22 protein-coding genes are annotated in these 25,353 nt (G+C 67.4%); 5 read left to right on the plus strand and 17 right to left on the minus strand.

Annotation, left to right across the window (positions count from 1 at the left end; all coding sequences use genetic code 11):
• Positions 1-164 precede the first annotated feature (164 nt).
• Positions 165-836 carry a Crp/Fnr family transcriptional regulator gene (locus tag QZ709_RS11970; protein WP_294637530.1) on the minus strand — a complete coding sequence of 224 codons (672 nt, stop codon included), beginning with the start codon at positions 834-836 and terminating at the stop codon, positions 165-167.
• 221 nt (positions 837-1,057) lie between these two features.
• Between QZ709_RS11970 and trxB the strand changes: the two genes are divergently transcribed.
• The 4 genes from trxB to fabI all read left to right on the plus strand — a co-directional run bounded on the left by trxB (position 1,058) and on the right by fabI (position 3,593).
• Positions 1,058-2,017, plus strand: coding sequence for a thioredoxin-disulfide reductase (gene trxB, locus QZ709_RS11975; protein ID WP_294637531.1), 960 nt, complete (start codon positions 1,058-1,060; stop codon positions 2,015-2,017).
• Between the two features lie 212 nt (positions 2,018-2,229).
• Positions 2,230-2,463: a 50S ribosomal protein L28 gene (rpmB, locus tag QZ709_RS11980; protein ID WP_294637532.1), complete on the plus strand. Its 234-nt coding sequence runs from the start codon at positions 2,230-2,232 to the stop codon at positions 2,461-2,463.
• 14 nt (positions 2,464-2,477) lie between these two features.
• Entirely contained in the window at positions 2,478-2,648 is a 171-nt protein-coding gene (gene rpmG, locus QZ709_RS11985; RefSeq protein ID WP_109037199.1) for a 50S ribosomal protein L33, read from the plus strand.
• Positions 2,649-2,810: 162 nt separating this feature from the next.
• Complete coding sequence (gene fabI / locus QZ709_RS11990; protein ID WP_294637533.1) at positions 2,811-3,593, plus strand: enoyl-ACP reductase FabI; 783 nt, start codon at positions 2,811-2,813, stop codon at positions 3,591-3,593.
• A 27-nt stretch (positions 3,594-3,620) separates the two neighbouring features.
• Here fabI and QZ709_RS11995 read toward each other — a convergent pair whose 3' ends face one another.
• The 9 genes from QZ709_RS11995 to QZ709_RS12035 all read right to left on the minus strand — a co-directional run bounded on the left by QZ709_RS11995 (position 3,621) and on the right by QZ709_RS12035 (position 11,588).
• On the minus strand, positions 3,621-4,847 hold the full coding sequence (locus QZ709_RS11995; RefSeq protein WP_294637534.1) for a fatty acid desaturase: 1,227 nt from the start codon (positions 4,845-4,847) through the stop codon (positions 3,621-3,623).
• Positions 4,848-4,963: 116 nt separating this feature from the next.
• The gene (locus QZ709_RS12000; protein WP_294637535.1) at positions 4,964-5,395 is read right to left on the minus strand and encodes a hypothetical protein; all 432 of its coding nucleotides are present in this window, start codon (positions 5,393-5,395) and stop codon (positions 4,964-4,966) included.
• A 19-nt stretch (positions 5,396-5,414) separates the two neighbouring features.
• The gene (locus QZ709_RS12005) at positions 5,415-6,716 is read right to left on the minus strand and encodes a hypothetical protein (protein WP_294637536.1); all 1,302 of its coding nucleotides are present in this window, start codon (positions 6,714-6,716) and stop codon (positions 5,415-5,417) included.
• 195 nt (positions 6,717-6,911) lie between these two features.
• Complete coding sequence (locus QZ709_RS12010) at positions 6,912-7,706, minus strand: 1-acyl-sn-glycerol-3-phosphate acyltransferase (RefSeq protein ID WP_294637537.1); 795 nt, start codon at positions 7,704-7,706, stop codon at positions 6,912-6,914.
• 31 nt (positions 7,707-7,737) lie between these two features.
• Positions 7,738-9,069 carry a dihydroorotase gene (locus QZ709_RS12015; protein ID WP_294637538.1) on the minus strand — a complete coding sequence of 444 codons (1,332 nt, stop codon included), beginning with the start codon at positions 9,067-9,069 and terminating at the stop codon, positions 7,738-7,740.
• Positions 9,066-10,037, minus strand: a complete 972-nt coding sequence (locus QZ709_RS12020) for an aspartate carbamoyltransferase catalytic subunit (RefSeq protein WP_109037205.1) — start codon at positions 10,035-10,037, stop codon at positions 9,066-9,068. The genes QZ709_RS12015 and QZ709_RS12020 overlap by 4 nt, the downstream gene beginning before the upstream one ends.
• A complete protein-coding gene (gene pyrR / locus QZ709_RS12025; protein ID WP_294637539.1) occupies positions 10,037-10,549 on the minus strand; it encodes a bifunctional pyr operon transcriptional regulator/uracil phosphoribosyltransferase PyrR in 513 nt (170 codons plus the stop codon). Before pyrR ends, QZ709_RS12020 begins: the two co-directional genes overlap by 1 nt.
• Positions 10,546-11,004 (minus strand): Holliday junction resolvase RuvX, encoded by a 459-nt coding sequence (ruvX, locus tag QZ709_RS12030; RefSeq protein WP_294637540.1) that lies wholly within the window; start codon positions 11,002-11,004, stop codon positions 10,546-10,548. Before ruvX ends, pyrR begins: the two co-directional genes overlap by 4 nt.
• Positions 11,001-11,588 (minus strand): YqgE/AlgH family protein, encoded by a 588-nt coding sequence (locus tag QZ709_RS12035; protein ID WP_294637541.1) that lies wholly within the window; start codon positions 11,586-11,588, stop codon positions 11,001-11,003. The genes ruvX and QZ709_RS12035 overlap by 4 nt, the downstream gene beginning before the upstream one ends.
• A 102-nt stretch (positions 11,589-11,690) precedes the next feature.
• Here QZ709_RS12035 and QZ709_RS12040 point away from each other — a divergent pair, with 102 nt between their 5' ends.
• Positions 11,691-13,253 carry a deoxyribodipyrimidine photo-lyase gene (locus QZ709_RS12040; RefSeq protein WP_294637542.1) on the plus strand — a complete coding sequence of 521 codons (1,563 nt, stop codon included), beginning with the start codon at positions 11,691-11,693 and terminating at the stop codon, positions 13,251-13,253.
• 15 nt (positions 13,254-13,268) lie between these two features.
• On the opposite strand, the gene QZ709_RS12045 is transcribed toward QZ709_RS12040, so the two are convergent.
• The 7 genes from QZ709_RS12045 to QZ709_RS12075 form a co-directional block, all read right to left on the minus strand.
• Positions 13,269-14,399: a GGDEF domain-containing protein gene (locus QZ709_RS12045; RefSeq protein ID WP_294637543.1), complete on the minus strand. Its 1,131-nt coding sequence runs from the start codon at positions 14,397-14,399 to the stop codon at positions 13,269-13,271.
• 12 nt (positions 14,400-14,411) lie between these two features.
• Complete coding sequence (locus QZ709_RS12050) at positions 14,412-21,203, minus strand: Hpt domain-containing protein (protein ID WP_294637544.1); 6,792 nt, start codon at positions 21,201-21,203, stop codon at positions 14,412-14,414.
• A gap of 18 nt (positions 21,204-21,221) precedes the next feature.
• Positions 21,222-23,552: a methyl-accepting chemotaxis protein gene (locus tag QZ709_RS12055; protein WP_294637545.1), complete on the minus strand. Its 2,331-nt coding sequence runs from the start codon at positions 23,550-23,552 to the stop codon at positions 21,222-21,224.
• A gap of 53 nt (positions 23,553-23,605) precedes the next feature.
• A complete protein-coding gene (locus QZ709_RS12060; protein ID WP_294637546.1) occupies positions 23,606-24,142 on the minus strand; it encodes a chemotaxis protein CheW in 537 nt (178 codons plus the stop codon).
• Positions 24,143-24,152: 10 nt separating this feature from the next.
• Positions 24,153-24,518: a response regulator gene (locus tag QZ709_RS12065; RefSeq protein ID WP_294637547.1), complete on the minus strand. Its 366-nt coding sequence runs from the start codon at positions 24,516-24,518 to the stop codon at positions 24,153-24,155.
• A gap of 106 nt (positions 24,519-24,624) precedes the next feature.
• Positions 24,625-25,038, minus strand: coding sequence for a response regulator (locus tag QZ709_RS12070; protein WP_294637591.1), 414 nt, complete (start codon positions 25,036-25,038; stop codon positions 24,625-24,627).
• An 86-nt stretch (positions 25,039-25,124) separates the two neighbouring features.
• Complete coding sequence (locus QZ709_RS12075) at positions 25,125-25,277, minus strand: rubredoxin (RefSeq protein WP_241031159.1); 153 nt, start codon at positions 25,275-25,277, stop codon at positions 25,125-25,127.
• Between the last annotated feature and the right edge of the window lie 76 nt (positions 25,278-25,353).

Below are 25,353 nucleotides of genomic sequence, written 5' to 3' on the forward strand. Positions count from 1 at the left end.
GGTGCAGGCGCCCACTTGCACGGGCCGGCGCGGCGGCGGCCTCGGCACGGCGGTCGCCACCCCGAGGGGCAGCACCGCCTTCGGTACGGAGGGATCCGAGCGGAAAGGTCATCCCCGCATTGTGGCGGCTTTTCAGGGCGCCATCCGGACCGGCCCGCGCAGGATCAGGCCGTGGCCGCCAGGCGGTCCTTCAGCACGACACTGCCTGTTTCCTGTGTTTCGATCAGGCCACGCTCTTCGAGGTCCTTCATCACGCGGCTGACCATTTCGCGCGACGCCCCCACGTGCTTGGCCAGATCCTGACGCGACACCTTGCCGCGGATGATCTTGGCACCATCGTCGTCGTCGGCCATGTCGAGCAGCGCGCGCGCGACGCGACCGTACACATCGAGCAGGGCCAGCGATTCGATCTGGCGGTCGGCATTGCGCAAGCGCTGCACCAGCCCGCGCAGGATGGCGTAGGACAGCGACGAGTTCTCGGGCAGGCAGCGGGCGAACTCCGCACGGCCCAGCACCAGCACATCGGTCTGGACCTCTGCGCGCACCGTGGCCGAATGGGGCTCGTTGTCGATCAGGCTCATCTCGCCCAGATAATCGCTGGCTTCGAGCACGGCCAGGATGACTTCACGACCACGCTCGTCGGCGGCCACCACACGGGCGCGGCCATTGAGCAGAATGAACAGGGAGTTGGTCTTGCGACCACGCTCGACGATCAGCTCGCCACGGCGATAGCGGCGCTTGACGACGCCCTCCGCGATGGCCTCGGCCTGAGCCGGGGTCAGCATCGAGAACAGCGGCACTCGCCGGATCAGATCGAGATTGGACAACATGGCCATGGCGGCTCCTCTTGGGTTTAAGACGACGAAGGCCTGTCAAGGAAAAATGGGCGGCAGGGGCCGAAATCACCTGGGGGCACGTGTGACATACAACCGTCTCTACAATTTTCGGCACGCGTGCGGCAGTTTTTAGCACTTTATGCACTCCCACGAGGAGCGCAAGCCCGGATTAACCGGCAGCCGCCGTCACAGTTCAGCTACAGACAATGAAAGGCAACGCCATGACGACCCCGCAACACAGCCAAGTTCTCATCCTGGGCTCCGGCCCGGCGGGCTACACCGCGGCCATCTACGCCGCGCGCGCGAACCTCAAGCCCACGCTGGTGACGGGCCTGGCTCAGGGCGGTCAGCTGATGACGACCACCGAGGTGGACAACTGGCCTGCCGACGCAAGCGGCGTGCAGGGCCCGGAGCTCATGCAGCGCTTCCTGCAACACGCTGAGCGCTTCAACACCCAGATGGTGTTCGACCACATCAACGCGGTCGACCTGTCGAAGCGCCCGTTCACGCTCAAGGGCGACGCCGGCACCTACACGGCCGACGCGCTCATCATCGCAACCGGGGCTTCGGCCAAGTACCTGGGCCTGCCTTCCGAAGAGGCCTTCATGGGCCGCGGCGTGAGCGGCTGCGCCACGTGTGACGGCTTCTTCTACCGCGATGAGGTGGTGTGCGTGGTCGGTGGCGGCAACACGGCCGTCGAAGAGGCGCTGTACCTGTCGAACATCGCCAGCAAGGTCCACCTGATCCATCGCCGCGACAAGTTCCGCGCCGAAGCCATCATGATCGACAAGGTGCAGGAGAAGGTGGCCGCCGGCAAGATCGAGCTGCACCTGTTCAATGTGCTGGACGAGGTGCTGGGCGACCAGACCGGCGTGACCGGCGTGCGCCTCAAGAACGTCAACGACGGCAGCACGACCGAGCTGGCGCTCAAGGGGTGCTTCATCGCCATCGGTCACCACCCCAACACGGACATCTTCCAGGGTCAACTGGAGATGAAGGACGGCTACATCCTCACCAAGGGCGGGCACGAAGGCTTTGCGACCATGACCAGTGTGCCGGGCGTGTTCGCCGCAGGCGATGTGCAGGACCACGTGTACCGCCAGGCGATCACCAGCGCCGGCACGGGTTGCATGGCCGCACTGGATGCCCAACGCTTCCTGGAACAGCAGGGCACAAACTGATCTTTGCCAAGGCGGCAGAATCCAGCTATAATCTCGGTTTTGCCAATTTCGTCCCGAAACGACTGGGCGCCATCCGAGCTTTGCTCACGGTGCGCAGAGACGTCGGAAGGGTGAACCACCAAGGCATGGAAGGCTGCCAAGCGGCAGCCCGGGCAGCCCTGCTCTGGTCACCAAATCGCAACACAAGCGCATACAGCGAACGGAGAAGCGTCATGGCACGCGTCTGTCAAGTCACGGGCAAGGGCCCGATGGTCGGGAACAATGTGTCCCACGCCAACAACAAAACCAAGCGTCGTTTCCTGCCCAACCTGCAGTACCGCCGCTTCTGGGTCGAGAGCGAAAACCGCTGGGTGCGCCTGCGCATCAGCGCCGCCGGCCTGCGTCTGGTGGACAAGGTGGGCATCGATCAGGTCCTGGCTGACCTGCGCGCCCGTGGCGAACTGTGATTTGGAGATGAACCATGGCTGCTAAAGGCGGACGCGAAAAGATTAAGCTGGAATCCACTGCGGGTACCGGCCACTTCTACACCACGGCCAAGAACAAGAAGACCACGCCCGAAAAGCTGGAATTCATGAAGTTCGACCCCAAGGCCCGCAAGCACGTCCTGTACAAGGAAGTGAAGCTGAAGTAATCAGCACGAGGCACCTGCTTCACAAAGCCCACCCTGGCCTCGGCCTCGGTGGGTTTTTTTCATGGCTGTGGCAAAGGCCGCATGCCCCATCGCGGCGTACGGTCAGGCTTGCGCCACAGGGGTGCTGCGCTGCAACATGCGGCATCTCTTCCGCCGCTGCCCATGGACCCGACACTGCCCCCCTCTCTGCTTCAAGGCCAGAAGGCCCTGATTGTTGGCGTGGCCAACCAGGATTCGATCGCTACAGGGTGTGCCCGCGCATTCCGTCAGTGCGGCGCATCGCTGGCACTGACCTATCAGAACGAGAAGGCGCGACCGCACGTCACCCCTGTGGCGGAGTCGGTGGAGGCCGAGCTGCTGTTGCCGCTGGACGTGACGGACGAGGCCCAGCTGGATGCCGTCTTCGCCGCCATTGCAGCGCGCTGGGGACGCCTGGACCTGCTCGTGCATTCGATCGCCTTTGCGCCGAAGGCCGATCTGCAGGGCGGCCTGCTGTCGAGCTCGGCGGCGGGCTTCGCGCAGGCCATGGACATCTCGTGCCACTCGTTTCTGCGGCTGGCACGGCGCGCCGTGCCGCTGATGACACATGGCGGAACGCTGTTCGCGATGAGCTACCACGGCGCCGACAAGGTGGTGCCGAACTACAACCTGATGGGCCCGGTCAAGGCCGCACTGGAGTCGGCATGCCGCTACCTGGCTTATGAGCTGGGCCCTCGGGGCATCCGCGTGCACGCGATCTCGCCCGGTCCCATTGCGACACGGGCCGCATCAGGCCTGAAGGAGTTCGATGTCTTGCTGGCCCACGCCGTGGCGGAGGCCCCGCTGGGCGAGCCGGTCGACATCCTGGATGTGGGCATGACGTGCGCGCACCTGGCGAGCCCGCTGGCGCGGCACCTGACTGGCGCCACGCATTACATCGACGGCGGGCTGAACATCATGGCCTGAGCCAGCCCAGTCGCCGTTCGTGCAGCCTCAGGCGTGCGCCGCGCGCACCTTGCGGGAGAACTCCTGAAGGGCCTGGATGCCGCTTTCCTCGGCACGATGGCACCAGTTCTGGAGGTCGGCGACCAGCTGCTCGGCCGAGACGTTGGTGCGGGTCCACAGAGCACGCAGCTCTTCACGCATGGCGATCAGCTTGTCGAGGCTGGGGTGGGCGGCGCGGGCCTCGGCGACCTGCTGAGGCATGCCCTCGGGCATCTGCTCGACATCGCGGTGCATCCAGTGACGCACACGCTGCAGCTGACCCGCTGCCGATTCTTCGCCGGTCGCCTTCAGGCGGGCGAGCTCGGCACGGCAGGCGCGTCGCACCTCGCGGGCATAGCCGGCCATGAGCTCGTAGCGGTTGGCCACGATGGCTTCGAGGGTCTTGGCATCGGCCACGGGCTTGATGTCGCCCAGTTGCAGGCGCGGCGGGGTCTTGCGCACTTTGGCCAGACCGACGATTTCAAGCGCGCGGATGTAGCCCCAGCCGATGTCGAACTCGTAGGGCTTGACCGACAGCTTGGCGGACGTCGGGTAGGTGTGGTGGTTGTTGTGCAGCTCTTCGCCACCGATGATCAGGCCCCAGGGCGAGATGTTGGTGGAGGCATCGGGCGCCTCGAAGTTGCGGTAGCCCCACCAGTGGCCCAGGCCGTTGATGATGCCGGCCGCGGTGATCGGGATCCAAAGCATCTGCACGGCCCACACGGTGATGCCGATGGCGCCGAACAGGGCCAGGTCGATCAGCAGCATGGCGATCGGGCCCCAGTTGTTGCGCGGGGTGTAGAGGTGGCGCTCGAGCCAGTCGTCCGGCGTGTTGTGGCCGTACTTCTTGAGGGTTTCGGCCTTCAGGGCCTCATCGCGGTAGAGCTCACGGCCTTCCAGCAGCACCTTCTTGATGCCGTGGGCCACGGGGCTGTGCGGGTCTTCGGCGGTCTCGCATTTGGCGTGGTGCTTGCGGTGCACGGCCACCCATTGCTTGGTGACGGTGCTGGTGGTCAGCCACAGCCAGAAACGGAAGAAATGCGACGGGATCGCGTGCAGGTCCAGCGACCGGTGCGCCTGTGCACGATGCAGAAAGATCGTCACCGAAGCGATCGTGATGTGGGTGACGATGAGCGTGAACGCCACGATTTGCCACCATGAGGCGTTCAGCAGACCGTGGATGGCCCACTGCACGAGGCCATCGTGCAGAGCGCCGGAAAACAGGAAATCGGACATCTAAGGACCTTTCAGCGGGAGGCAAGATTGTAGGGGCCCCTGCGTGAATGACCTTGTCCGAGAACAAGAGACCGCCACCCGGCCAGGGGAGAGGCCGGGGGCGGTCATCGGGTGGATCAGTCGATGGTCAGAACGACCTTGACGGTGCCGTCCACCGCCGACTTTTCGATGTAGCCGATGGCGTCCGGGTTGGACGCCACGAACTTCTTCACGTCGGCTGCGCTGCCCAGTTCCTTCGGAGGTGTGGCCTTTCCGGAGAAAGTCAAGCGGGCCCAGGTCGCTTTCACCTGCGCCGAGGTCTTGCCGGCCGCCTTGCTGTAGAACTGGTCGCGCACCGCGCTCGATTCCGGCAGGTCGGTGGGGACAGCCGTGCCGCCGGACGGCAGCGTGGCGCTCTTGCCCAGGAAGATGGACGAGACCTGGTCGGCCGTCATGGACGCCAGCGGGCTCTTGGGGTTGACGATCACGGCGACTTCGGCCGCGGCGAACTGAGCCACGCTCAGCAAGCCTGCGACCAGCAGGGTCTGAAGGGTGAACTTGGTTGTCATGTGATTGCTCCCTTCCGGCTTAGAACACGAAGTCCATCGAGACCGTGAACACATTGACGTCCTTCTTGTTGTTCAGGAAGGACTGCCCCGAGGCCGTGGCTGGATCGGCCACCAGGAACAAACCGTTGGAGTTCGCAGGCTTGCTCACGCGGTCGTACTGGGCCTTGAGGGCCACATTGCGCATCACGTCCCAGCGCACGCCGACGCTGGTGGTGCGCTGGCTGATCTTCTGGGTGTTCAGGATGCCCTGGACCCCGGCGACCACGGGTGCACCGAAGCCACTGGCACCGGCCGGCATGGCGGCATTGGGGTCATCGACCTTGAGCTTGGAGAACGACACATAGGGCAGGAACGCACCGATGCGATAGCCACCCAGGACATACCAGCCCGTGGTGTCGGCGATGTAGCCCTTCTTTACCTTGCGCTTGGTGAACTCGGCCGCGGCCACGACGTTGTCGCGGTCGACGGTCAAGCCGATGCCACTGAAGGTCGCGCGGGTGTCGTCGGTGGTCACGGCGTCGATCACGGACCGGGCTGCCGCGGCGGTGGCGCCGCCCGCGCCCAGCGCGGGGCTCACGCCGTCGATCAACTGCTGTGCCAGCGCCGACTTGGTCGTCAGCTTGCCCTGCATGTGGCCCACACGCAGCGCGTAACCCGACGACAGCTCGGCCAGCACGTTCAGGCCGACGGCGTTGTCGATGCGCACCTCGGTGGGCGGGACCGCGGCGCCATTGCGGCGCAGTGCGCTCGCGAAGTCCGACTTCGCATTACCGGCCCACAGCGTCGACGTCACGGTCACGCTGCCGACGTCCATCTGGTAGGCGGCGTCGGCACCGTCGAAGTAGCTCACGGGCACCTGCCCGTACACGTCCAGGTTCGGGCGAACCGTGGTGTTGGCATAGCCCACGTCACGGAAGTCCGACACCATGAAGAAGGGCGCGCCCATGCGACCGGCCCGCAGGCTCAGGCCCGATGCGGGTTGCCACTTGGCAAACACCCATTCCGGGTTCGGCACGTATTCGCCCTCGGCGTCGTACTTCATCATCAGCTGGGCCGTGGCCGACAGCGAGGGAGTGAACTTGTACGTGCCCTGCAGCGCGATCTTGCTGTCCGGGTTCAGGCTGGCCTTCTTGTCAGCGCCGCCACCCTGGCCAGGGTAGTTGAACAGCGCATCGTTCGTGGATGAGCGCGATGCCCCCAGGGTGCCAAAGCCCGACAGGCGGAACTGACCGTCCGGCGAGGTGTAGTCGGCGTGCGCCGTGGCACAGGCCGCAAGCACGGCCAAGGTGACCGGCAGGCGGACGAACCTGAAGTGAGTCATGGATAGCTCCTCAGTGACGAGAGGTGGGTGGATCTCTCACGGGCTGGCCGCGAGACGACACGACGCTTGTCTTTCTTTTTGAAACAAGGCGTGATGTCGTATCGCCACTGTGAAGCGGATCTTGAGTCGTGAAACTCCGAAGAGGTGTGACAAAAGCCACCGATTCGAACGATCGTTCGTTTTACGGGTGATTTCTCACGGTCGACCGGGCGCAATGGCCTCCTCGACCTGCGTCTGGACCTGCTCGGCCAGCGCACGCCGGTCGGCATGCGTGACCCGCATCGGGGGCAGCACGTGCACGTGCACCGTCAGACCGCGGGCCGTGACCACCCACCACAGGGACTGCAGCAGCGTGGTGTCGCCCACGTAGGCGGTGGCCGGGCTGATGGCGTGGGTCGCGTCGCTGAAGCGCAGCGCAACGGGCTGCACGATCACATCGGCGTCGATGGCGGCCTGGAACAAATTCGGGTGGAACGGCAGCACGCCGTGGCCCGTGCCAGTGGTGCCTTCCGGAAAGACCGCAACGGTGTCACCTTCGCGCAGGGCTTTGGCCATCAGACCGAGCACCCGCATGGCGTCCCGCCGGCGTTCACGCACGAGGTAGAGCGTGCCGGCTGCCGTGACCAGACGCCCGAGAACCGGCCATTGGCCGACCTCCGCCTTGGAGACGAAGCGCGACGGCTCGGTGGCGTTGATGGCCACGATGTCCAGCCACGACACATGGTTGGCCACGATCAGCTTGCCACCCGGACGGGCCTGGCCCTGCACCGCCAGGCGCACGCCAAGCAGCGCCAGCAGGCGGCCAGACCACCGGATGGTGAAGGCGCGGCGACGAGCGACGCTGTAGCGGTTCCACACGGTGAACGCCACCAGCAGGGCCCACATCACGTGGCAGAGCACGCCGAGCAAGCGCAAGGGCGCCAGCGCCATCCCCGCCACGGTGATGCGGGGAGCGGGAGACACGGGCAAAGGACGAGCAGGCACGGTCATGACGGGCTCCACCGCGCAGGGGCGCAGCGCATCAGGCGTCGGCCGCTTCGTGTGCCACCTGCCCGGCCACCAGGGTCAGGCACACGCGCCCGGCCATCTGGAAGCCGGTGTCCTTGAAGGCGAACGGCGTGTGCTTGCCCTGGCTGACGAGGGCATCGGGCTGGACGGTCCAACGGGCCGCCGGATCGAACACGACCACGTCGGCCACGCCGCCGGCCACCAGCCGCCCTGCACTGCTGGACAGCGAGCCGATGGCTTCGCCCAGCACCTTCACCGGGCCGAGGGTCACGGCCGCCAGCGCGCGACGCAGGCGCTCCGGATCGGGGGTGTCGTGCTCGTCGGCGCCAGCCCACTTCAGAGCCAGGCTGAGCAGCAGCTCCAGACCGGTCGCCCCCGGCTCGGCTTCGCCGAACGGCAGGGTCTTCTCGTCTTCGCTGACCGGCGTGTGGTCGGACACCAGCGCGTCCAGCGTGCCGTCGGCGAGCGCGGCGCGCAGGGCATCTCGGTCACGGCCCTGGCGCAGCGGGGGGCTCACCCGCATCGCCGGGTTGAAGTAGCCGATGTCGAGGTCGGTCAGCATCAGCGAGTTGATGCTGACATCCGCCGTGATCGGCAGGCCCTGGGCCTTGGCCTGGCGGACCAGTTCGACGCCCGCGGCGCTCGACAGGCGGCACAGGTGCACCCGGGCACCGGTGGAGCGGGCCAGTTCGATGATGGTGTGCAGGGCAATGGTTTCGGCGGCCACCGGCACGCCGGACAGGCCCAGGCGTGTGGCCACGGGGCCGCTGGCGGCCACACCCTTGCCCAGCCAGGCGTCGTTCGGGCGCAGCCACACGGTGTAGCCGAAGGTGGCGGCGTACTGCAGCGCGCGCTGCAGCACCTGAGTGTTCTGGATGGGCACCTCGGCCTGCGAATAGCCGACGCAGCCTGCCTCGTGCAGCTCGGCCATCTCGGTCAGGTTCTCGCCCTTCAGGCCGCGGGTGAGCGCGCCCAGCGGGAACAGGCGGCAGCGGCTCAGCTTGCGGGCGCGCAGCTTGAGCATCTCGACCAGGCCGGGCTCATCGAGCGCCGGGTCGGTGTCGGGCAGGCAGACCACGCTGGTGACGCCGCCGGCCGCGGCGGCCGCCAGTTCGCTTTCCAGCATGCCTTCGTGCTCGTAGCCGGGCTCGCGCAGGCGTGCAGCCAGGTCGACCAGGCCGGGGGCCACGATCAGGCCCGAAGCGTCGATGGTGCGGTCGGGCGCGAAATCGGCATTCACCTGGCCGATGGCGGTGATGCGGCCCGCAGCGATGGCGAGGTCACCGACCTGGTCCAGGCCGGAAGCGGGGTCGACCAGACGGCCGTTCTTGATCAGGATCTTCATGCTTCGTTTCCAGCCAGGATGGACATCACGGCCATGCGCACGGCGATGCCGAAGGTGACCTGAGGCAGGATCACGCTCTGCTTGCCGTCGGCCACGGCGGAGTCGATTTCGACGCCACGGTTGATGGGGCCGGGGTGCATCACGATGGCGTCGGGCTTGGCCAGCGCCAGCTTGGCCTCGGTCAGGCCGAACTCTTTGAAGAACTCGCCGGAACTGGGCAGCATGCCGCCATTCATGCGCTCGTTCTGCAGGCGCAGCATGATGACGACGTCGGCATCCTTGATGCCTTCTTCCATGCTGTGGCACACGCGCACGCCCATCTCGCGCAGGTCACCGGGTACCAGTGTGCGCGGGCCGACCACACGCACCTCGGGCACGCCCAGCGTGGTCAGCGCGTGGATGTTGGAGCGGGCCACGCGCGAGTGCACGATGTCGCCCACGATGGCCACGGTCAGGTTGGTGAAGTCCTTCTTGTAGTGCCGGATCGTGTACATGTCCAACAGCGCCTGCGTGGGGTGCGCATGGCGACCGTCGCCGGCGTTGACCACGTGCACATGGGGCGCCACGTGCTGGGCGATCAGGTAGGGCGCACCGGATTCGGCATGGCGAACGACGAACATGTCGGCGGCCATGGCGCTCAGGTTGGCGATGGTGTCGAGCAGGCTCTCGCCCTTCGACGCCGACGAACGCGCGATGTCGAGGTTGATGACATCGGCCGACAGGCGCTTGGCCGCGATCTCGAAGGTGGTGCGGGTGCGGGTGCTGTTCTCGAAGAACAGGTTGAACACGCTCTTGCCGCGCAGCAACGGCACCTTCTTGACCTCGCGGTCGTTGACGCTCAGGAACTGCTCGGCCGTGTCCAGGATCTGGTGGATGATGGCCTTGGGCAGGCCTTCGGTGGACAGCAGGTGGATCAGCTCCCCGTTGCTGTTGAGCTGCGGGTTGCGTTGGGGTCTACGGATGGTCATCAAACCCTCTCGAAATGGAATTGGAAGCGGCCGTTGTCGTCGCGGACCAGGGCGACGCGCTCGCTGTCGGGCAACGTGATGCGTGCGGCAGACAGCGCCGGCTCGAAGGGCAGCTGGCGCCCTCCTCGGTCGACCAGCACGGCCAGCGTCACGCTGGCAGGGCGGCCGAAGTCGAACAGCTCGTTGATCACGGCGCGGGTGGTGCGGCCGGTGTAGATCACGTCGTCGATCAGCAGGATGTGGCGGCCCTCGACCTCGAACGGCAGGTGGGTGGCATCCTTGCCCAGGGCCATGCCGCGCGAGCCGAAGTCATCGCGGTGCAGGGCCGACGAGATCACGCCATGCGGCACGGCCAGGCCCAGGTCCTTCTGCAGGCGCTCGGCCAGCCAGGCCCCGCCCGACCACACGCCCACCAGCACGGTGTCGGGCGTGACCAGGCGGCGCACCCCGGCCAGCAGGCTGGTGTACAGGGCCTCGGCGTCGAGGGTCAGGGACGGGGTGGTGGCGCTCACGTGGGCTGCTCCGTGCGGGAAGAAAGGTCGTTGAAGAACTGCTGCAACAGGATGGCGGCCGAGGCGGCATCCAGGTCGCGTGCGCCCCCGGCGATGGCCTCGGTCGTGGAATAGCGCTCGTCGACCTCGTGCACCGGCAGGTGGAAGCGCCCGCTCAGCTGACGGCCGAACTTGCGCGCGCGCACGGTATTGTCGTGCTCGGCGCCGTCGGGATGGTAGGGCACACCGATGACGAGCGCGTGAGGCTGCCACTCGGCCACGAGCGCCGCGATCTGCTCGAACCGAGCCGCCCCTTCGGCCGCGATGGTGCGCAGCGGCTGGGCCTGGCGGGTGTAGGAGTTGCCCGTGGCGACGCCGACCCGCTTGAGTCCGTAGTCGAAGGCGAGAAACGTCTGGACGCCGCCTGCGGCGACGCCCTGTTGGCCCCGCGCGGGGCCTGTGGCCTGACCGCTCATGCGTGCCCGGCCTCGCCCATCAGGAAATGACGGTCGACGCCCAGCAGCGACAGGGCGCGGTCGTAGCGCTCCTCGACCGGGGCATCGAAGATGATGTCCGGATCGGCCGGGGCGGTCAGCCAGCCATTGCGGGAGATCTCGTCTTCCAGCTGGCCGGCGCTCCAGCCGGCATAACCCAGCGTGATGAAGACCTTGCGCGGGCCTGCGCCATTGGAAATGGCTTCCAGCACATCGCGCGAAGTGGTCATCTCCAGCCCGCCTTCGATCTTCATGGACGAGCTGTAATGCCCGCCCTCCTCGTCCAGGCTTTCGTGCAGCACGAAGCCGCGCTCCGTCTGCACCGGCCCACCGAAGTAGACCGGCGTGCTCGCCAGGTCATCCCGGTCCAGGTTGAGGTCGACCTTCTCGAACAGGTGGCGCAGGTCGATTTCGATCGGGCGGTTGATGACCAGACCCAGCGCCCCCTTTTCGGTGTGCTCGCACAGGTAGACCACCGTCCCGGCAAAATGGCCGTCCACCATGCCGGGCATGGCGATGAGGAACTGGTTGGTCAGATTGATCGGGGATGCGGCGCCTTCGGACATGGTCCGGATTTTAGTCGTCCCGGGGTCAGGTGCGCCGCCTGGTCTGAAAAGGCCTGCCGGCGTGTCACAGTCCTGCCCTGTCTTCGTCCCTGCCACCCTGCCATGAGCAAACACCTGGAGTCTGCCCTCGTCTGGTTCCGCCGCGATCTGCGCTGCCAGGACCACGCCGCGCTGTTTCACGCCTTGAAAGCCGCGCGCAAGGTGTGGTGTGTCTTCGTGTTCGACGAGGCCATCCTCGCGCCGTTGCCCCGAACCGACCGCCGGGTGGCCTTCATCCGCGAGAGCCTGGTGGAACTGGACGCCGGGCTGGCGGCGCTGGCCACGGGCGCCCGCACAGGACAGCCCCAGCCAAGCGGGCAAGGCGCAGGGCTGATCGTGCGCCACGGCAACCCGATCCAGGTGATCCCGGCGCTGGCGGCGCAACTCGGCGTGCAGGCGGTGTACGCCAACCATGATGACGAGCCGAGCGCGCTCGAGCGCGATGCCCGGGTACGCGGCCGGCTGAGCGACCTGGGGGTGGCGCTGTACACCTCCAAGGACCATGTGATCTTCGAGCGCAACGAGGTGCTCACTGGGAACGACTCGCCCTACGGCGTGTTCACGCCCTACAAGAACGCCTGGCTGAAAAAGCTCGATCCGTTCTACGTCAAGCCTTACCCCATCGCGCCTTTTGCCGCACGTCTGGCCGTGATTCCCGAAGCGGTGGGCGCCGTGGGAGCGCCCCGCGTGCCGACGCTGGCCGAAATCGGTTTCGAGGACCCGGGCGAGCTGAAGGTGGCGCCCGGCATGCACGGGGCGCAGGCCCTGCTCGACGACTTCCTCACGCGCATCGACCGCTACGACGAGACGCGCGACTTTCCCGGCATCAAGGGCCCGAGCTACCTGTCGACGCACCTGCGCTTCGGGACGGTGTCGGTGCGGCAGCTTGCCGGGCTGGCCTGGGAGCGCATGCAGGCGGGCTCGGAAGGCGCCCGAACCTGGTTGTCGGAGCTGATCTGGCGGGATTTCTACCACCAGATCCTGCACCACCATCCGCACGTGGTGGGCCACGCCTACAAGCGCGAGTACGACCGGATCAAATGGGCCCACGGCGCCCGGGCAGAGGCCCACTTCCAGGCCTGGTGCGGTGGGAGGACCGGCTACCCGCTGGTGGATGCCGCCATGCGTCAGTTGAACCAGACTGGCTATATGCACAACCGCCTGCGCATGGTCACGGCCAGCTTCCTGGTGAAGGACCTCGGCATCGACTGGCGCCGGGGCGAGGCCTACTTTGCCGAAAAGCTGCTCGATTTCGATCTGGCGGCCAACAACGGCGGCTGGCAATGGGCAGCCTCGACGGGCTGCGACGCCCAGCCCTACTTCCGCATCTTCAACCCGGTCAGCCAGAGCGAGAAGTTCGATCCGCAGGGGCGCTTCATCCGCCGCTATGTGCCCGAACTGGCTGCCTTGCCGGATGCCGCTCTGCATGCGCCCTGGCTGGCCCGCCCTGCCGATCTGGCCGCGGCGCAGGACGTGGTGCTGGGTCGCGACTACCCGCAACCCGTCGTGCAGCACGACGAAGCCCGGGCCGAGACCCTGGCACGCTTTGCGGTGGTGAAGGACGGGACGGCCGCCCCGAAAGGCCCGGCGACCCGGTCGACGGCACGCCGGCGCACATCTGCCTGAGCGGCGCGCGCTGGATCAGAACAGCTCGACGTCGCCCACGTGGGGATGGCCGTTGCCGATCAGGCCCGCGCGCACCAGCGCCTCGAAGCCGACCACACGGTTGCGCCCCTGGTGCTTGGCCTGGTAGACCGCCTGGTCTGCCCGTGAGAACGCCGCGTTCGGCGTGTCCTGCAGTTGCACCTCGGTGAACCCGACGCTCACGGTGACACGGCCCACCTGGGGGAAGGCATAGCCCTCGACCAGCAAGCGGAAGCGCTCGAAGGCTCCCAGCGCATCCGCTTCCGTGCCGCCGCGCAGCAGCACGACAAATTCTTCGCCACCGAAGCGATACAGCCGGTCCGAGTGTCGGAAGGTCTGCCGCATGATGCGGGCCACCAGCACCAGCACTTCGTCGCCGATCAGGTGGCCGTAGCCGTCGTTGACGCGCTTGAAGTGGTCGATGTCGATCACACCCAGCCAGTAGCCGGTGGCCGCTCCCTGGCGCCGTTCGGGGTCCGCCGGCAGGCCACCCGGCCCTCCCGCCGGAACGACCGGCATCGACGCCTTGAGGAAGGTGGTGTCGAAGGTCTGGCGGTTGAGCAGGCCCGTGAGGGCATCGCGCTGGCTGGACTCGAGCAGGCTCTGGAAGTTGGCAAAGACCCGCAGCAGCGTCTGGATGGGCCGCAGCGACTCCGGCGTCAATGCCAGCTCGGAACGGACTTCGAGCACGCCCGGCATGCCGATCTCGGCCAGCAGCGGCATCACGCAGGTATAGCGCCCTTCCTTGAGCACGGTCGGGCTGGCGGGCAGCACCGACTGCACCGCAGCGCGGATCTCCAGCGCCTCGAGGCGCAACGGAAAGCGCTCCTGGGCCGGCAGGGCGTCCATGTCGGCCCAGACCGGGTCGCTCACGGTGAGCTGGCCTCGCCGCGCCAGGCCGCTGCACAGCCAGTGCTTGGCATCGGTCTCGGCGCCCACGAGGCGGTACACCCCGACACTGACCGCCCCGAGCAGCTCCAGGACCCCCTGCGCCAGCGAAACGTCAAGCAGTTCACGGTCGCGCTGGGCCGTGAGCGAAGCCAGCTGCGAGATCGCGTCGTCGGCGAGCGGCCCGGGCGCAGACAGCGTCGGCGACTCGGTGGATGGGGCGCGAGAAGGGGCGTTCACAACAGGAGGGGGTCAGACCACGGCCGGTCGGTTGACAGCATACCGTGCCACAAGGGCCAACAGCTCTTCTTCCCCATAAGGCTTGCCGAGATAGTGGTTCGCCCCGAGCTCGGTGGCCAGATCCCGGTGCTTCTGTGCGATGCGCGAGGTGATCATGATCACCGGCAGGTCGGCAAACTGACGATCGGCCCGAATGTTGCGCAGCAGGTCGAAGCCATCCATGCGCGGCATCTCGATGTCGGACAGAACCACGGTGGGTCGCTCCTGGGCCAGCCGCTCCAGGGCCTCCAACCCGTCCTTGGCCAGCACGACGCGGTAGCCCTCTCGCGTGAGCAGGCGCTGCGTGACCTTGCGAACCGTGAGGGAATCGTCGACGACCAGCACCATGGGCGCCTCGCTGCCGGCAGCAGCAGCATCGTCCACCGGAGCCACCACGGCCGCGGTGTGAGACAGCCAGCCCTGGGGCGCCGCAGCGATTGCAGCCCGCGTGGCAGCCAGCGCCGCTTCACCATACACCGTGGCCAGCGCCACCGGGTTGTAGATGAGCGAGACGGCGCCCGATGCCAGCAGGGTCATCCCGGCGAGGCCGGGCAGGCGCGAGAGCTGCGGCCCGAGGTGTTTGACCACCACTTCCTGGTTGCCCAGCACTTCGTCGACGTGCAGGGCGATGCGCTGCTGGGCCGAGCGGATGATGACCACCGGCAGGCTACGCCCGCCTTCACTGCCGCGGGGTGAGCCCGCGAGCAAGGCGCCCAGCCAGTAGAACGGCAGCACCTGATCTCCGAAGGGGAAGCGGCCCTCACGGTAGGCCTGCTCCACCTCCTGGGGGCGGGCACGGCGCACGATTTCGATGAGGTGGGTGGGGACAGCGACGGTGGCCGGCCCGAAACGCAGCATCACGACCTTCGTGACGGCCGTCGTAAGGGGCAGCACCAGGGTGAAGCTGGTGCCCTGCCCCGCGGCCGAGGCGGTCTCGATGCGGCCGCCCATGGCGTTCACTTCCGAGCGCACCACGTCCATCCCGATGCCACGGCCGGCCAGCTCGGTAACCACCTCGGCCGTGGAGAACCCGGGCGTGAAAATGAGCCGGGCCAGCTCGGCCTCGGTGGGCTCGGCGTCGGGTGGCAACAGACCGGCCGCGCGGGCCCGAGCCGCAATGCCCGCGAGGTCGAGCCCGGCGCCATCATCCCGGAAGGCGATGCTGACTTCGTTGCCTTCCTGCTTGAGCGCCACGGTGATCTGGCCGGTGGCCTCCTTGCCGGCAGCCTGACGCAGTGCCGGCGCTTCGATGCCATGCGTCACACAATTGCGCAGCAGATGCTCGAAGGCCCCCGTCATGCGCTCCAGCACGCCGCGGTCGATTTCCGTCTGGCCGCCGAAAACGTCGAGGCGGACCTGCTTGCCGGTCTCCTTCGCCGCCTGCCGCACCACGCGGTACAGCCGGTCGGACAGGCTGTCGAATTCGACCATGCGGGTGCGCAGCAGGTCATCCTGCAGGTCCCGCGTGAGACGTGCCTGGGCAGCCAGCTGGTCTTCGGCAGTTTCCAGGCTGCGTTGCAGGGTGCGCTGGACCGTGGCCACGTCGTTGACCGACTCGGCCATCATGCGCGTCAGTTCCTGGAAGCGGGTGTACCGGTCGAACTCGAGGGGATCGAAATCCTGTGACGCCGCACGCGCGGCCTCCATGCGGGTACTGAGCTGGGTTTCGGCCTGCAGCTCGATGTCGCGCAGTTGCTGACGCAGGCGGTCCAGGTTGTCGGTCAGATCGGTGAGCGAACCGCGGATCTGCCCCACCTGGGACTGCAGACGGGTGCGGGTGATCGACACCTCGCCTGCGTGGTTCACCAGGCGATCCAGCAGCTGCGGGCGCACGCGCACCGCCGACTGCGCAGCCGCCGGGGCCGCGTCGCGCGCCGGAGTCGACGCACCCGGCGCAGTGCCCGGGACATGCACACGGTGCCAGTCGATGATGCCCTCAGAACCGGCTGCCAGCGCAGTGCTGGATCCCTCCGCATCCTCCGACGGAGGTATCGGCGAGTCATCCGACGGGACATCGGACGCAGCCAGATCGTCCGGCACCGTGGACGGCGCATCGGGAGCAGGGGCGACATCGGTCAGCTCGACGGACCCCGCATCAGCCTGTTCAGCTGGCTCCGCCGCCGGCCAGGGTTCGACCAGGGTCTGGGCCTCGTTCTGCCTCAGCGACTCGAACAGCTCCAGCAGCCGGTCCACGCTGGCTTCCAGCGGCGCCACGTCGTCCGCCCCGAGTGCCTCGGCCGCCAGTAGCCGCTCGATGCGCGATTCCAGACGGTGCGCGAGTTCGCCCAGTCGCATGGCGCCGGCCAGACGGGCGCCACCCTTGAAAGTGTGCAGTGTGCGCATGCACGCACTGGCGGCCGCGGGGTTGTCCGGCATCTCGCGCCACTGGCGCATCTGATTGGCGAGCTGGGGAAGCAGTTCCTGAGCCTCTTCCTCGAAGATGGGGAAAAGGTCCGCATCGACGTGATCCTGGGCGTCCACGTCGGACTCGTCGTCCCATGCCGAAGAGGAACGGAAGGCAGAAGCCTGGACACTGGCAGGTGGCACGGCGGCGTTCGGCTCGCTTTCCAGCGGGCTGAAACCGGGCACACCCAAGGGCGCGGCCTGGGCCGGCTCGCCTTCCGACAAGTCCGTCGAACCGGCCGCTTCGGGCTCGGGCTCGGGCTCGGGCTCGGGCTCGGGCTCGGGCTCGGGCTCGGGCTCGGGCTCGGGAGCAGCGTCCGGCTCGTCCAGCGGCATGTCCAGCGCATTCGCGTCCGGCGCATCGGCCGAGTGCACCAACCGCAAGTGACCGCGGCCGGGGTGAGCGCCGGCATCGGGTTCACCCAGATCGCCCTGCAGGCTGCGGGCCTCCAGCCGGCTTGATGCCTCGTGGTCGTAATCGGACAGGCGGCGCAGCAACTCGGGGTCCGGGGACTTGAGGAAGCCGGCGGCAAACTGATGCAGCAGGCGACGGATCTCGTCGGCCGCCTCGTTGAAGAGCGCCGCCTCGTCAGGCCGGCCCGCACCCAGCGCCTGGGACTTCATCAGCGCATGTTCCAGCAGGCGAGCCAGTTGCGACAACTCGGTGTAGCCGACGGTGGCCGAGTTGCCGGCCAGCGAATGCGCCAGCGCAATCGGTTCGTCGCCCACGGGATGATGCAACTCCAGCGCCCATTCGCCCAGCAGGGTGCACAAGCGCCGTGACTGTTCGTCGGCCTCGTTGAGGTAGATGTTGAACAGCGGGATGCTGATGCGCAGCGGACCCACCACCTTCACCTGCTCGTCGGCAGCGGTGTCGGCGGGCTCGTCGGGAGAGACTTCCGACGAGGCTGGCGCCTCGCCGACCGGTTCGGCCGCGAACGGCATCTCCGTCGGCATGCCGACGGGCTCGCCACCCGAGGGCTCGGCCGCGAGCCCCGCGGCTTCCGGCAATGGCGCGTCGGCAGCTTCAGCCAACTCAGCGAACTCGGGCAGCCCGGCTTCCAGATCAGCTTCGCTCTCGGGCCAGGTGGCGTCATCCTGTGACGGCGTCAGGTCCTCGATCACCAGATCGACGGTCAGCGCGTCTCCGTCCAGCCCGGTGGTCTCCCCGTCGGCCAGGGCACCCGGGTGCGTGGGCGCAGCCGACAGGTCGCCGAAATCCGAAGGCTCCTGAAGATCGAGCGTCACGTCCGGCTCGGTGGCAGTAACCTCACCAGCCGGGCCCGTCGGCATGTGGACGTCCAGCGTATCGAGGTCGAGCGCGAGGCGATCCAGCGTCGGCAGGTCGCGCTCAGGCGCGGGCACCTCCAATGGCGGCAACGCCTCGAGGTCAAGCACGGTGTCGTGCTCCGGGAATCCGTCGTCCTCCAGCGTCGGCGGCTGAGTGGGCTGGAAGTCGAACGGTGCATCCGCGAGCGACTCCGGACGGGCCGGAATGGGCTCGTCGAGCAGGGTCACCGGCTCGGGCGCGGAGCCCGTAGGCGCACCCGGCAAACGACCTTCATCGGCAAGGCGGGCGAGTGCTTCGTTCACGACGTCGTCGGTGGCCCAGCTGAGGATCGGCATCGCCGGCTCGGAGGGGACGGCCGGGGCCGGCTCGAGCATGGAGGTGCCTTCGCTCGCCGCCTCGTCAGCCGCCTCGTCGTCCAGATCGAGCAAGAGGGTGTCCGCCACCACGGGCGGGGCCTCTTCAACGGCGGTCGCAGCCAATCCGGACAGCGGCAAGCGTTCACCGCGCAGGCGCAAGGCGTCGGCCGCCGCACTGACAGGCTCGGCACGCCAGGCCGCGTCGTCATGCCGCGCGATCGCCTCTGTCCACGCCGCGAAATGGTTCAGCAATTCATCACTCAGGCCCAGCAGGTCGGCACTGGCAGGCTCCTGGGATGCCAGCCAGGTGTTGTACAGCTGTTCGCAGGACCAGGCGGCTTCGCCGTAGACCTGAAGGCCCACCATGCGCGAGCTGCCCTTCAGCGTGTGGAACGCACGCCGCACGGCCGTCATGGCCGTCACGTCGGACGGATCGGACTGCAGGGTAGCGAGGGCCGCGCGGGCATCGGCAATGACCTCGGCCGCTTCCTCGAGGAACACGCCGCGCATCTCGTCGTCTTCTTCCAGCCCGGTGGCTTCCGGCACACGCTCCGGTGTGGGGGCCAGCGGGAGCGGTGCGGGAAACGCCGGCACATCGAGCGCGTCGTTCAGCTCCGGCAGGGGCGCCAGATCCGACAGGACCTGCGCCACGTGTTCGCGGGCAACCTCCAGGGCCGACTCGTCGGCGCTGGCTTGCGCCTCGGCCAGTGCGGCCTGGGCGGCGGCCACGGTGTCGGCCAGGTCGCTTTGCACCTGCACATGCGGCGTGTCGGCCAGCTTCTGCAACTGCTCGGTCACGTCGTCGATCGGAGCGTCTGCCTGGGCAAGGGCCTGGGCCACCTCTTCGGCGACGGCATGCGCTTCCTCACGCTGGATCTGCTCGACGTGCTGCGCGGCCGCTTCCACCGGGTCTTCGGGCAAGGCACCCAGCCCCTTCTTCTCACGGCCCATCAAGGGCGACAGCACACCCGCCTCTTCCTCGAAGGTGAACAGGCTCTTGGTGAGCGTGGGCTGCACCGCCATCATGTCGATCAGAAAGCCCAGCGCCCCCAGATTGCCCGCCAGGCGATCGAACACGCCCTGCCGGGCCGCCTCGTCCAAGTCAGTGTCCGGCTGCAGCAGGTGCTCGACGTCGCCGCGCATGCGCACGACCGCCTGCGCGGCCTGGTCCAGCCCCAGCACGGCCAGCACGCCGCGCATCGACTTCAACTGAGAGGGCACCGGCACCAGCGGACCCCGGTCCGCCGGCTGGCGGAAGAAGGCATCGATGTGCTTTTCGCACTCACCCAGGGTGCTGCGCAACTCCTGCACCACGCTGCCCATGGTCTGGCGGTCAGAGACCCGCCGATACAGGTCCTCCATCCAGCCTTCCAGCGGCTCGGCCGGCTGGCCGGCATCCACCTGCGTGATGCGCTGCGCGAGTCGGCTGACCCGCTGCATCTGCTCAGGATGATCGAACTCGGCGTCTTCGAGAGCGGCTTCCAGGTAAAGCAGGCTGGTGGCCACTTCCATGGCCAGGCTGGGCTCGGGGGCCTGGGCCGCCTGCACGGTGTGCTGAACCGCATCCTGCAAGGCGGCGGCCAGACGCTCACCCTGCGGAAACAGACGCCGCAGCGAGTCCCCCACGAGCGTGAACTGTTCGTTCAGCCCCCCCAGGCGCAGCATCTCGCCCGACGCCACGGCGGACCAGCCATCCTTGGCCCCCGCCACGCGCTTGACCGCCTGCGCGATCCAGGCCGGGTCGAAACGCCCCAGCGGGGAAGTCTGCAGGTCCACCGGCTGATGCCGTTCCAGACCGAAGGTCTGGCGCACCCGGGCCAGCACCGAGCGGGGCGAGTCCGGGGCCTGTCCGGCCTGTGCACAGAAAAACAGCAACTCGCTGGCAAGCCGATCCGAGGGCACCCCCTGGCCTTTGGCCAGGCTGCGCAACTGGCTCAGCAACGACGACAGCACACGCTTGGCGTGCACGTTCAGAGGCACATGCTGCTCGGCCAGGCCTTCCAGAAAGCCGCTGGCGAGCAACCAGGTCGCCGATTCTCGGTGGGCATGGCGCTCGGTCGCGCCCTGCGCCAGCGCTGCGCACAGCGCCGCCAGAGCCACGGCGTCAGCCGGCTGGTTGCGCTTGAGCAGCGACAACAGGCCCGTCTCGAAATCCCCCAGGGTGACCTGGTCGGCCTGCCGAGGCGCCACCTCGTCCGGCGGCGCCAGCGGTGCCTCCAGCGACACCGTCGGCCAGTCCTGGATCCAGAGATCGGTGGGACGAGGCAAGGGGCCACCGGCGCGCAGAGCGAGCGCCTCGTACTGCGGGAACAGCGCCAGCGCCGACACGGGCTTGCCTGCCAGCTTGCGTGCGATGTAGTCCAGCAGGGCGAAAGAGCCCTTCTCGATGTCCCGCACCGCGTCCTCGGAGATGGACTGGGGGCGGGCCACCAGCTTCTGGACCACGGCCTCGCTGGCCCGCAGCAGGGTCGCCCCGGCCGGCAGTCCCGCCAGCTCCAGCGCCCCCACACCCTGATGGATCTGCTGCCGGGCCGTGCGCAGGACCGATGGGTCGAGCGCATCCATGTCGGAGAAGCCCGTGGCGGCGGTGTCCTTCAGGACCCGGTGCAGCGCCTTGTGCGCGGCGTCGAGCGACTTGCGCAGTTCCTCGTGCACCCACGCCAGGGCGCTGAGGTCATCCGAGGCGAGCGAGGCGTCTTGGTGCAGGCTGTCCATGCGTCATCCCGTCCGGGGTCAGGAAGCAATCTTGAATCGGGCCACCGACTGCTGCAGTTCTTCAGCGGTCTTCGACAGTTCGCGCACGAGCTGCGTGGTGGACCGGGTGCCCTCGCCCGTCTGTTCCGTCACGGCAAAGATGTGCTGGATGTTGGCCACGACCACGTTGGCCGACTCGGCTTCCTTCAGCGCCTGCGCCGAGATCTGCTCGATCAGCTCGGCCAAACGGCGCGACACGCGGTCGATGTCGCCCAGTGCCGAACCGGCGGCGTCAGACAACCGGGCCCCTTCCACCACACCCTGCGTGGAGCGTTCCATGGCGGCCACGGCATCCTGCGTGTCGGTCTGAATGGTTCGCACCAGCGCGGCAATTTCACGCGTCGCATCGGCCGAGCGTTCGGCCAGACGCTGCACTTCCTCGGCCACCACCGAGAAGCCGCGACCGGCTTCACCGGCCGAGGCCGCCTGGATGGCGGCGTTCAGCGCCAGCACGTTCGTCTGCTCCGTGATGTCCGAAATCAGCTCGGTGATTTCGCCGATCTCCTGCGACGACTCGCCCAGCCGCTTGATGCGCTTGGACGTTTCCTGGATCTGTTCGCGGATGGTATTCATGCCGCCGATGGCGTTCTGCACGGCCTCCAGCCCCGAGTCGGCGGCGGCCAGCGACTGGCGCGCCACCTCGGCCGACTGCTGGGCCTGCGCAGACACCTCGTTGATTCGGCCCGCCATCTGCAGCACCGATTCACCGGTCTCGCGGATCTCGCGCAGCTGCTCGTCGGAGGCGGCCAGCAGCTCGGTCGACGTTGCTTCCACCTGGCTGGTGGTGTCCGTCACCCGCTGCACCGTGCCCTGCACCTGGGCCACGAGGTTGCGCAGTTCTTCCACGGTGAAGTTCACCGAGTCGGCAATCGCGCCGGTGATGTCCTCGGTCACGGTGGCCTGCTGCGTCAGGTCGCCTTCGGCCACCAGTTGCAGTTCGTTCATCAGCCGCAGAATGGCCGCCTGGTTCGCGTCGTTAACGCGCTTGGCCTCGCGCTCCTGACGCTCGGCCTCCTGGCGCTGGAATTCGGCGATGCGGGCGCGGTGACGCTGGTCCGTCAGGAAGACCCGTAGCAGGCCCCACGCGGCGGCGGCCGTACCCAGCAGGAACACCAGAATCAGGGCCACGTTGGCCCCGCCGATGCCTGCGCCATCGTTCAGGCGCGTCTGCACATCCTCCAGGCCTTTGCGCAGCGGTTCGCTGTCGTCGATGATGGCCACCTGGGCGTCCCGCGCGGCCACCAGACCTTGCAGCGAACCCAGGATGAAGGTGGACTGGGTGCGGGTCCGCTCGAAGATCTTCAGCAGGGCCTCCAGCTGCTCGCGCAAGGCTGGATCGCGGGTGCCGGTCAGGTGCAGATCGGCATTGCCGGACAGCAGACCTTCGGCGATTTCCTTGAAGGCGTTGAGGTCCTTGCCCAGCAGGAACACGGCCTCGGTGGACACCCCCTCCACCGTCAGGAACTCGTTGGCCGACTTGCCGATCCGCTGAGTCAGCATCACCAACTGGTTCAGTGCCAGTGACTCGCCCGTCGACACCCCGCCCTTTTCCAGCCGCGCGGTGGCAATGCCCTCGGCCAGGTCCAGCAGCTCGGACGACTGCGCGTTCACCTCGCGCAGGGCCTGGCTCACCTGGGTCAGCGTCTGCTTCTGCGCCAGCACATAGTTGGCGTTCTTCTCGGCCCGGTCGACCAGCTGCAACAGGGGGGTCAGCGACTCACGCGCCCCGCCCGATACCTCGCTCAGGCCCGCCTTTCTGTCGCCTTGCGCGAGCCCCCGCACGTTCGTGGCCAGCACCTTCACACTGTCTTGCACCTCGGAGAACGCCTGCGCCCGCCCCACCAGCGCCTGAGACACCGACTTGGCCAGCCGCTGCGACTGCATCAGCGCCTGGCCCGTCGCACCGGTCTGGGCCGCACGGCGATCGGCGGAGTTCACCGAGAGGAAGGCGCTCAGCACCAACCCCAGCACGCCCACGGCCAGCACACCACCGAGCAGCCGCTGCTGGCGATCCAGCCCGAGATGGCCGACCAGGGGCAGCCCCGACTGGGGCTCCAGCACGCCGTCCTCCAGCGTGTCGGCCTTGAGCCGGTTATCAAAGTAGTCGGGCGGGAATTCCGATGGCGCAGCCTCGGAGATGACGGAGTCGGTCTGTGTCGCTGGCTGCAGGGTCGAGGGGCTGGCCGACTGCGTGTCGACGGTTCGGGCGCCCGATGTCACGACCATGCCCTCGGTGCTCAAGGCCTCCGGCTGGACCTCGTCCTCCTCGCGCGGCTTGCCCAGCTCCTTGATTCGACTCAGGAAACTCATGTGAACGTGCTCCAAACTGACAACGGGTGAGCCTGTGGCGGGTGAGCACCCGGTCAGGCATCGATTTTCAGAAACGCTTCATCGGCCGCCAGCGCGGCCAGGTCCAGCTCGTACCAGACACGACCCTGGGCATCGGCCAGGGCCCGGACCACGAAGTGCGGGGCGGCCTCGCCGCCTTCGGCGGGCTGGAGCGCATCAGGCTGGCGCAGCCCCAACAAGCGGTCGATCAGCAGGCAGGCGTTGAGTTGCAGCCCCTGGTTGAACGCCACCAGACGGCCGGCATCCCGGGCCGGCACATCGCTGCCGGTCCGCGGAGCCCGGTCTCGCAGCCCCAGAAAGCGGCCGAGATCCGCCACGCCGTGCAGGTGGCCACGCAGGTTCGCCACGCCCAGGAACCAGGGCTGGCTGTGGGGCACGGCCTGAATGGCAGCCACAGGGAAGATTTCGCCCGCCTGGTCCAGCGGCAGCAGGAAGCCATGCGCCGCAATCTCGACCGCGAGCCAGTTTCGTGTGGGCGCCTGCTCACGCACGCGTTGCAGGCGGTCCGCCAGACGCTGCTGCAGCTGTCGTAGGGCTTCCTTGTTGGCCATCTGCCCGCCCTCAGCCGAAGGCCTTGATCTTGGCGAGCAACTCGTCCGGGTTCACCGGCTTGACGACGTAATCGCGCGCACCCTGGCGCATGCCCCACACGCGATCGGTTTCCTGATTCTTGCTGGAGCAGATGATCACGGGAATCGCGGCGTACTGCGGATCACGGGTGATGGTGCGGGTGAGCTGGAAACCGTTCTGCCCCGGCATCACGACGTCCATCAGGATCAGATCCGGCTTGTCTTCCTGCAGTCGGCGCAGCGCCTCTTCCCCATTTTCGGCGGTCCGCACCTGATAACCCTTCTTGGTCAGGAGTTCGGACAGCACGTGCAATTCGGTCTTGGAATCGTCAACCAGCAGTATTTTCTGAATCGGCATGCTTTTACCTCGGCACACGACAGGCTGCCACAAGGCCGTGGCGGCACGTGTTTCAAATCATTTCTGACACCCCGGATGACGGGACACCACGCGAAAGCCGGGACACTCACCCGCCCGCATACTGGGACACGGCCTGAAGCAACTGGTCCTTGGTGAACGGCTTGGTGAGGTAGTCCTGTGAGCCCACCATGCGCCCGCGGGCCTTGTCGAACAGCCCGTCCTTGGACGACAGCATGATCACCGGCGTGCGGGCAAAGCGCGGGTTGCGCTTGATGATGGCGCACGTCTGATAGCCATCGAGCCGTGGCATCAGGATGTCGCAGAAGATGACGTCCGGCTCGTGGTCATTGACCTTGGAAAGGGCGTCGAAGCCGTCCTCGGCCAGCACCACCTCGTACCCACCCTGCTTCAGAAAGATTTCCGCGCTGCGCCGGATCGTGTTGCTGTCATCGATGACCAGCACCTTCCTGGCACCCGCACTGCCGGCCGCCTCGGGCCCGGGCTGCGCGGTGTTTTCAATGTCTGACACGGACCCGCTCCTCCAAACGTCGGCACCCGCTCAAAAGGCGGGTCACCGTGGTCACAGCTTATATCGTCAGGATGACGTCAGACCTGAACCATCTCAAAGTCGTCCTTGCGTGCGCCGCATTCCGGGCACACCCAGTTCATCGGCACATCCTCCCAGCGGGTCCCCGGGGGAATGCCTTCGTCCGGCAGCCCTGCGGCTTCGTCGTAAATCCAGCCACAGATCAGGCACATCCAGGTTCGGAATTCGTTCACGTCAACAAGATCAGCTTGAATACAATGGATCGATTGTAGCCACCTGCCGGACGGC

Origin of the sequence: uncultured Aquabacterium sp. (genome assembly GCF_913773725.1) — a bacterium.
In the GTDB taxonomy this organism is placed as follows: Bacteria; Pseudomonadota; Gammaproteobacteria; order Burkholderiales; family Burkholderiaceae_C; genus Aquabacterium.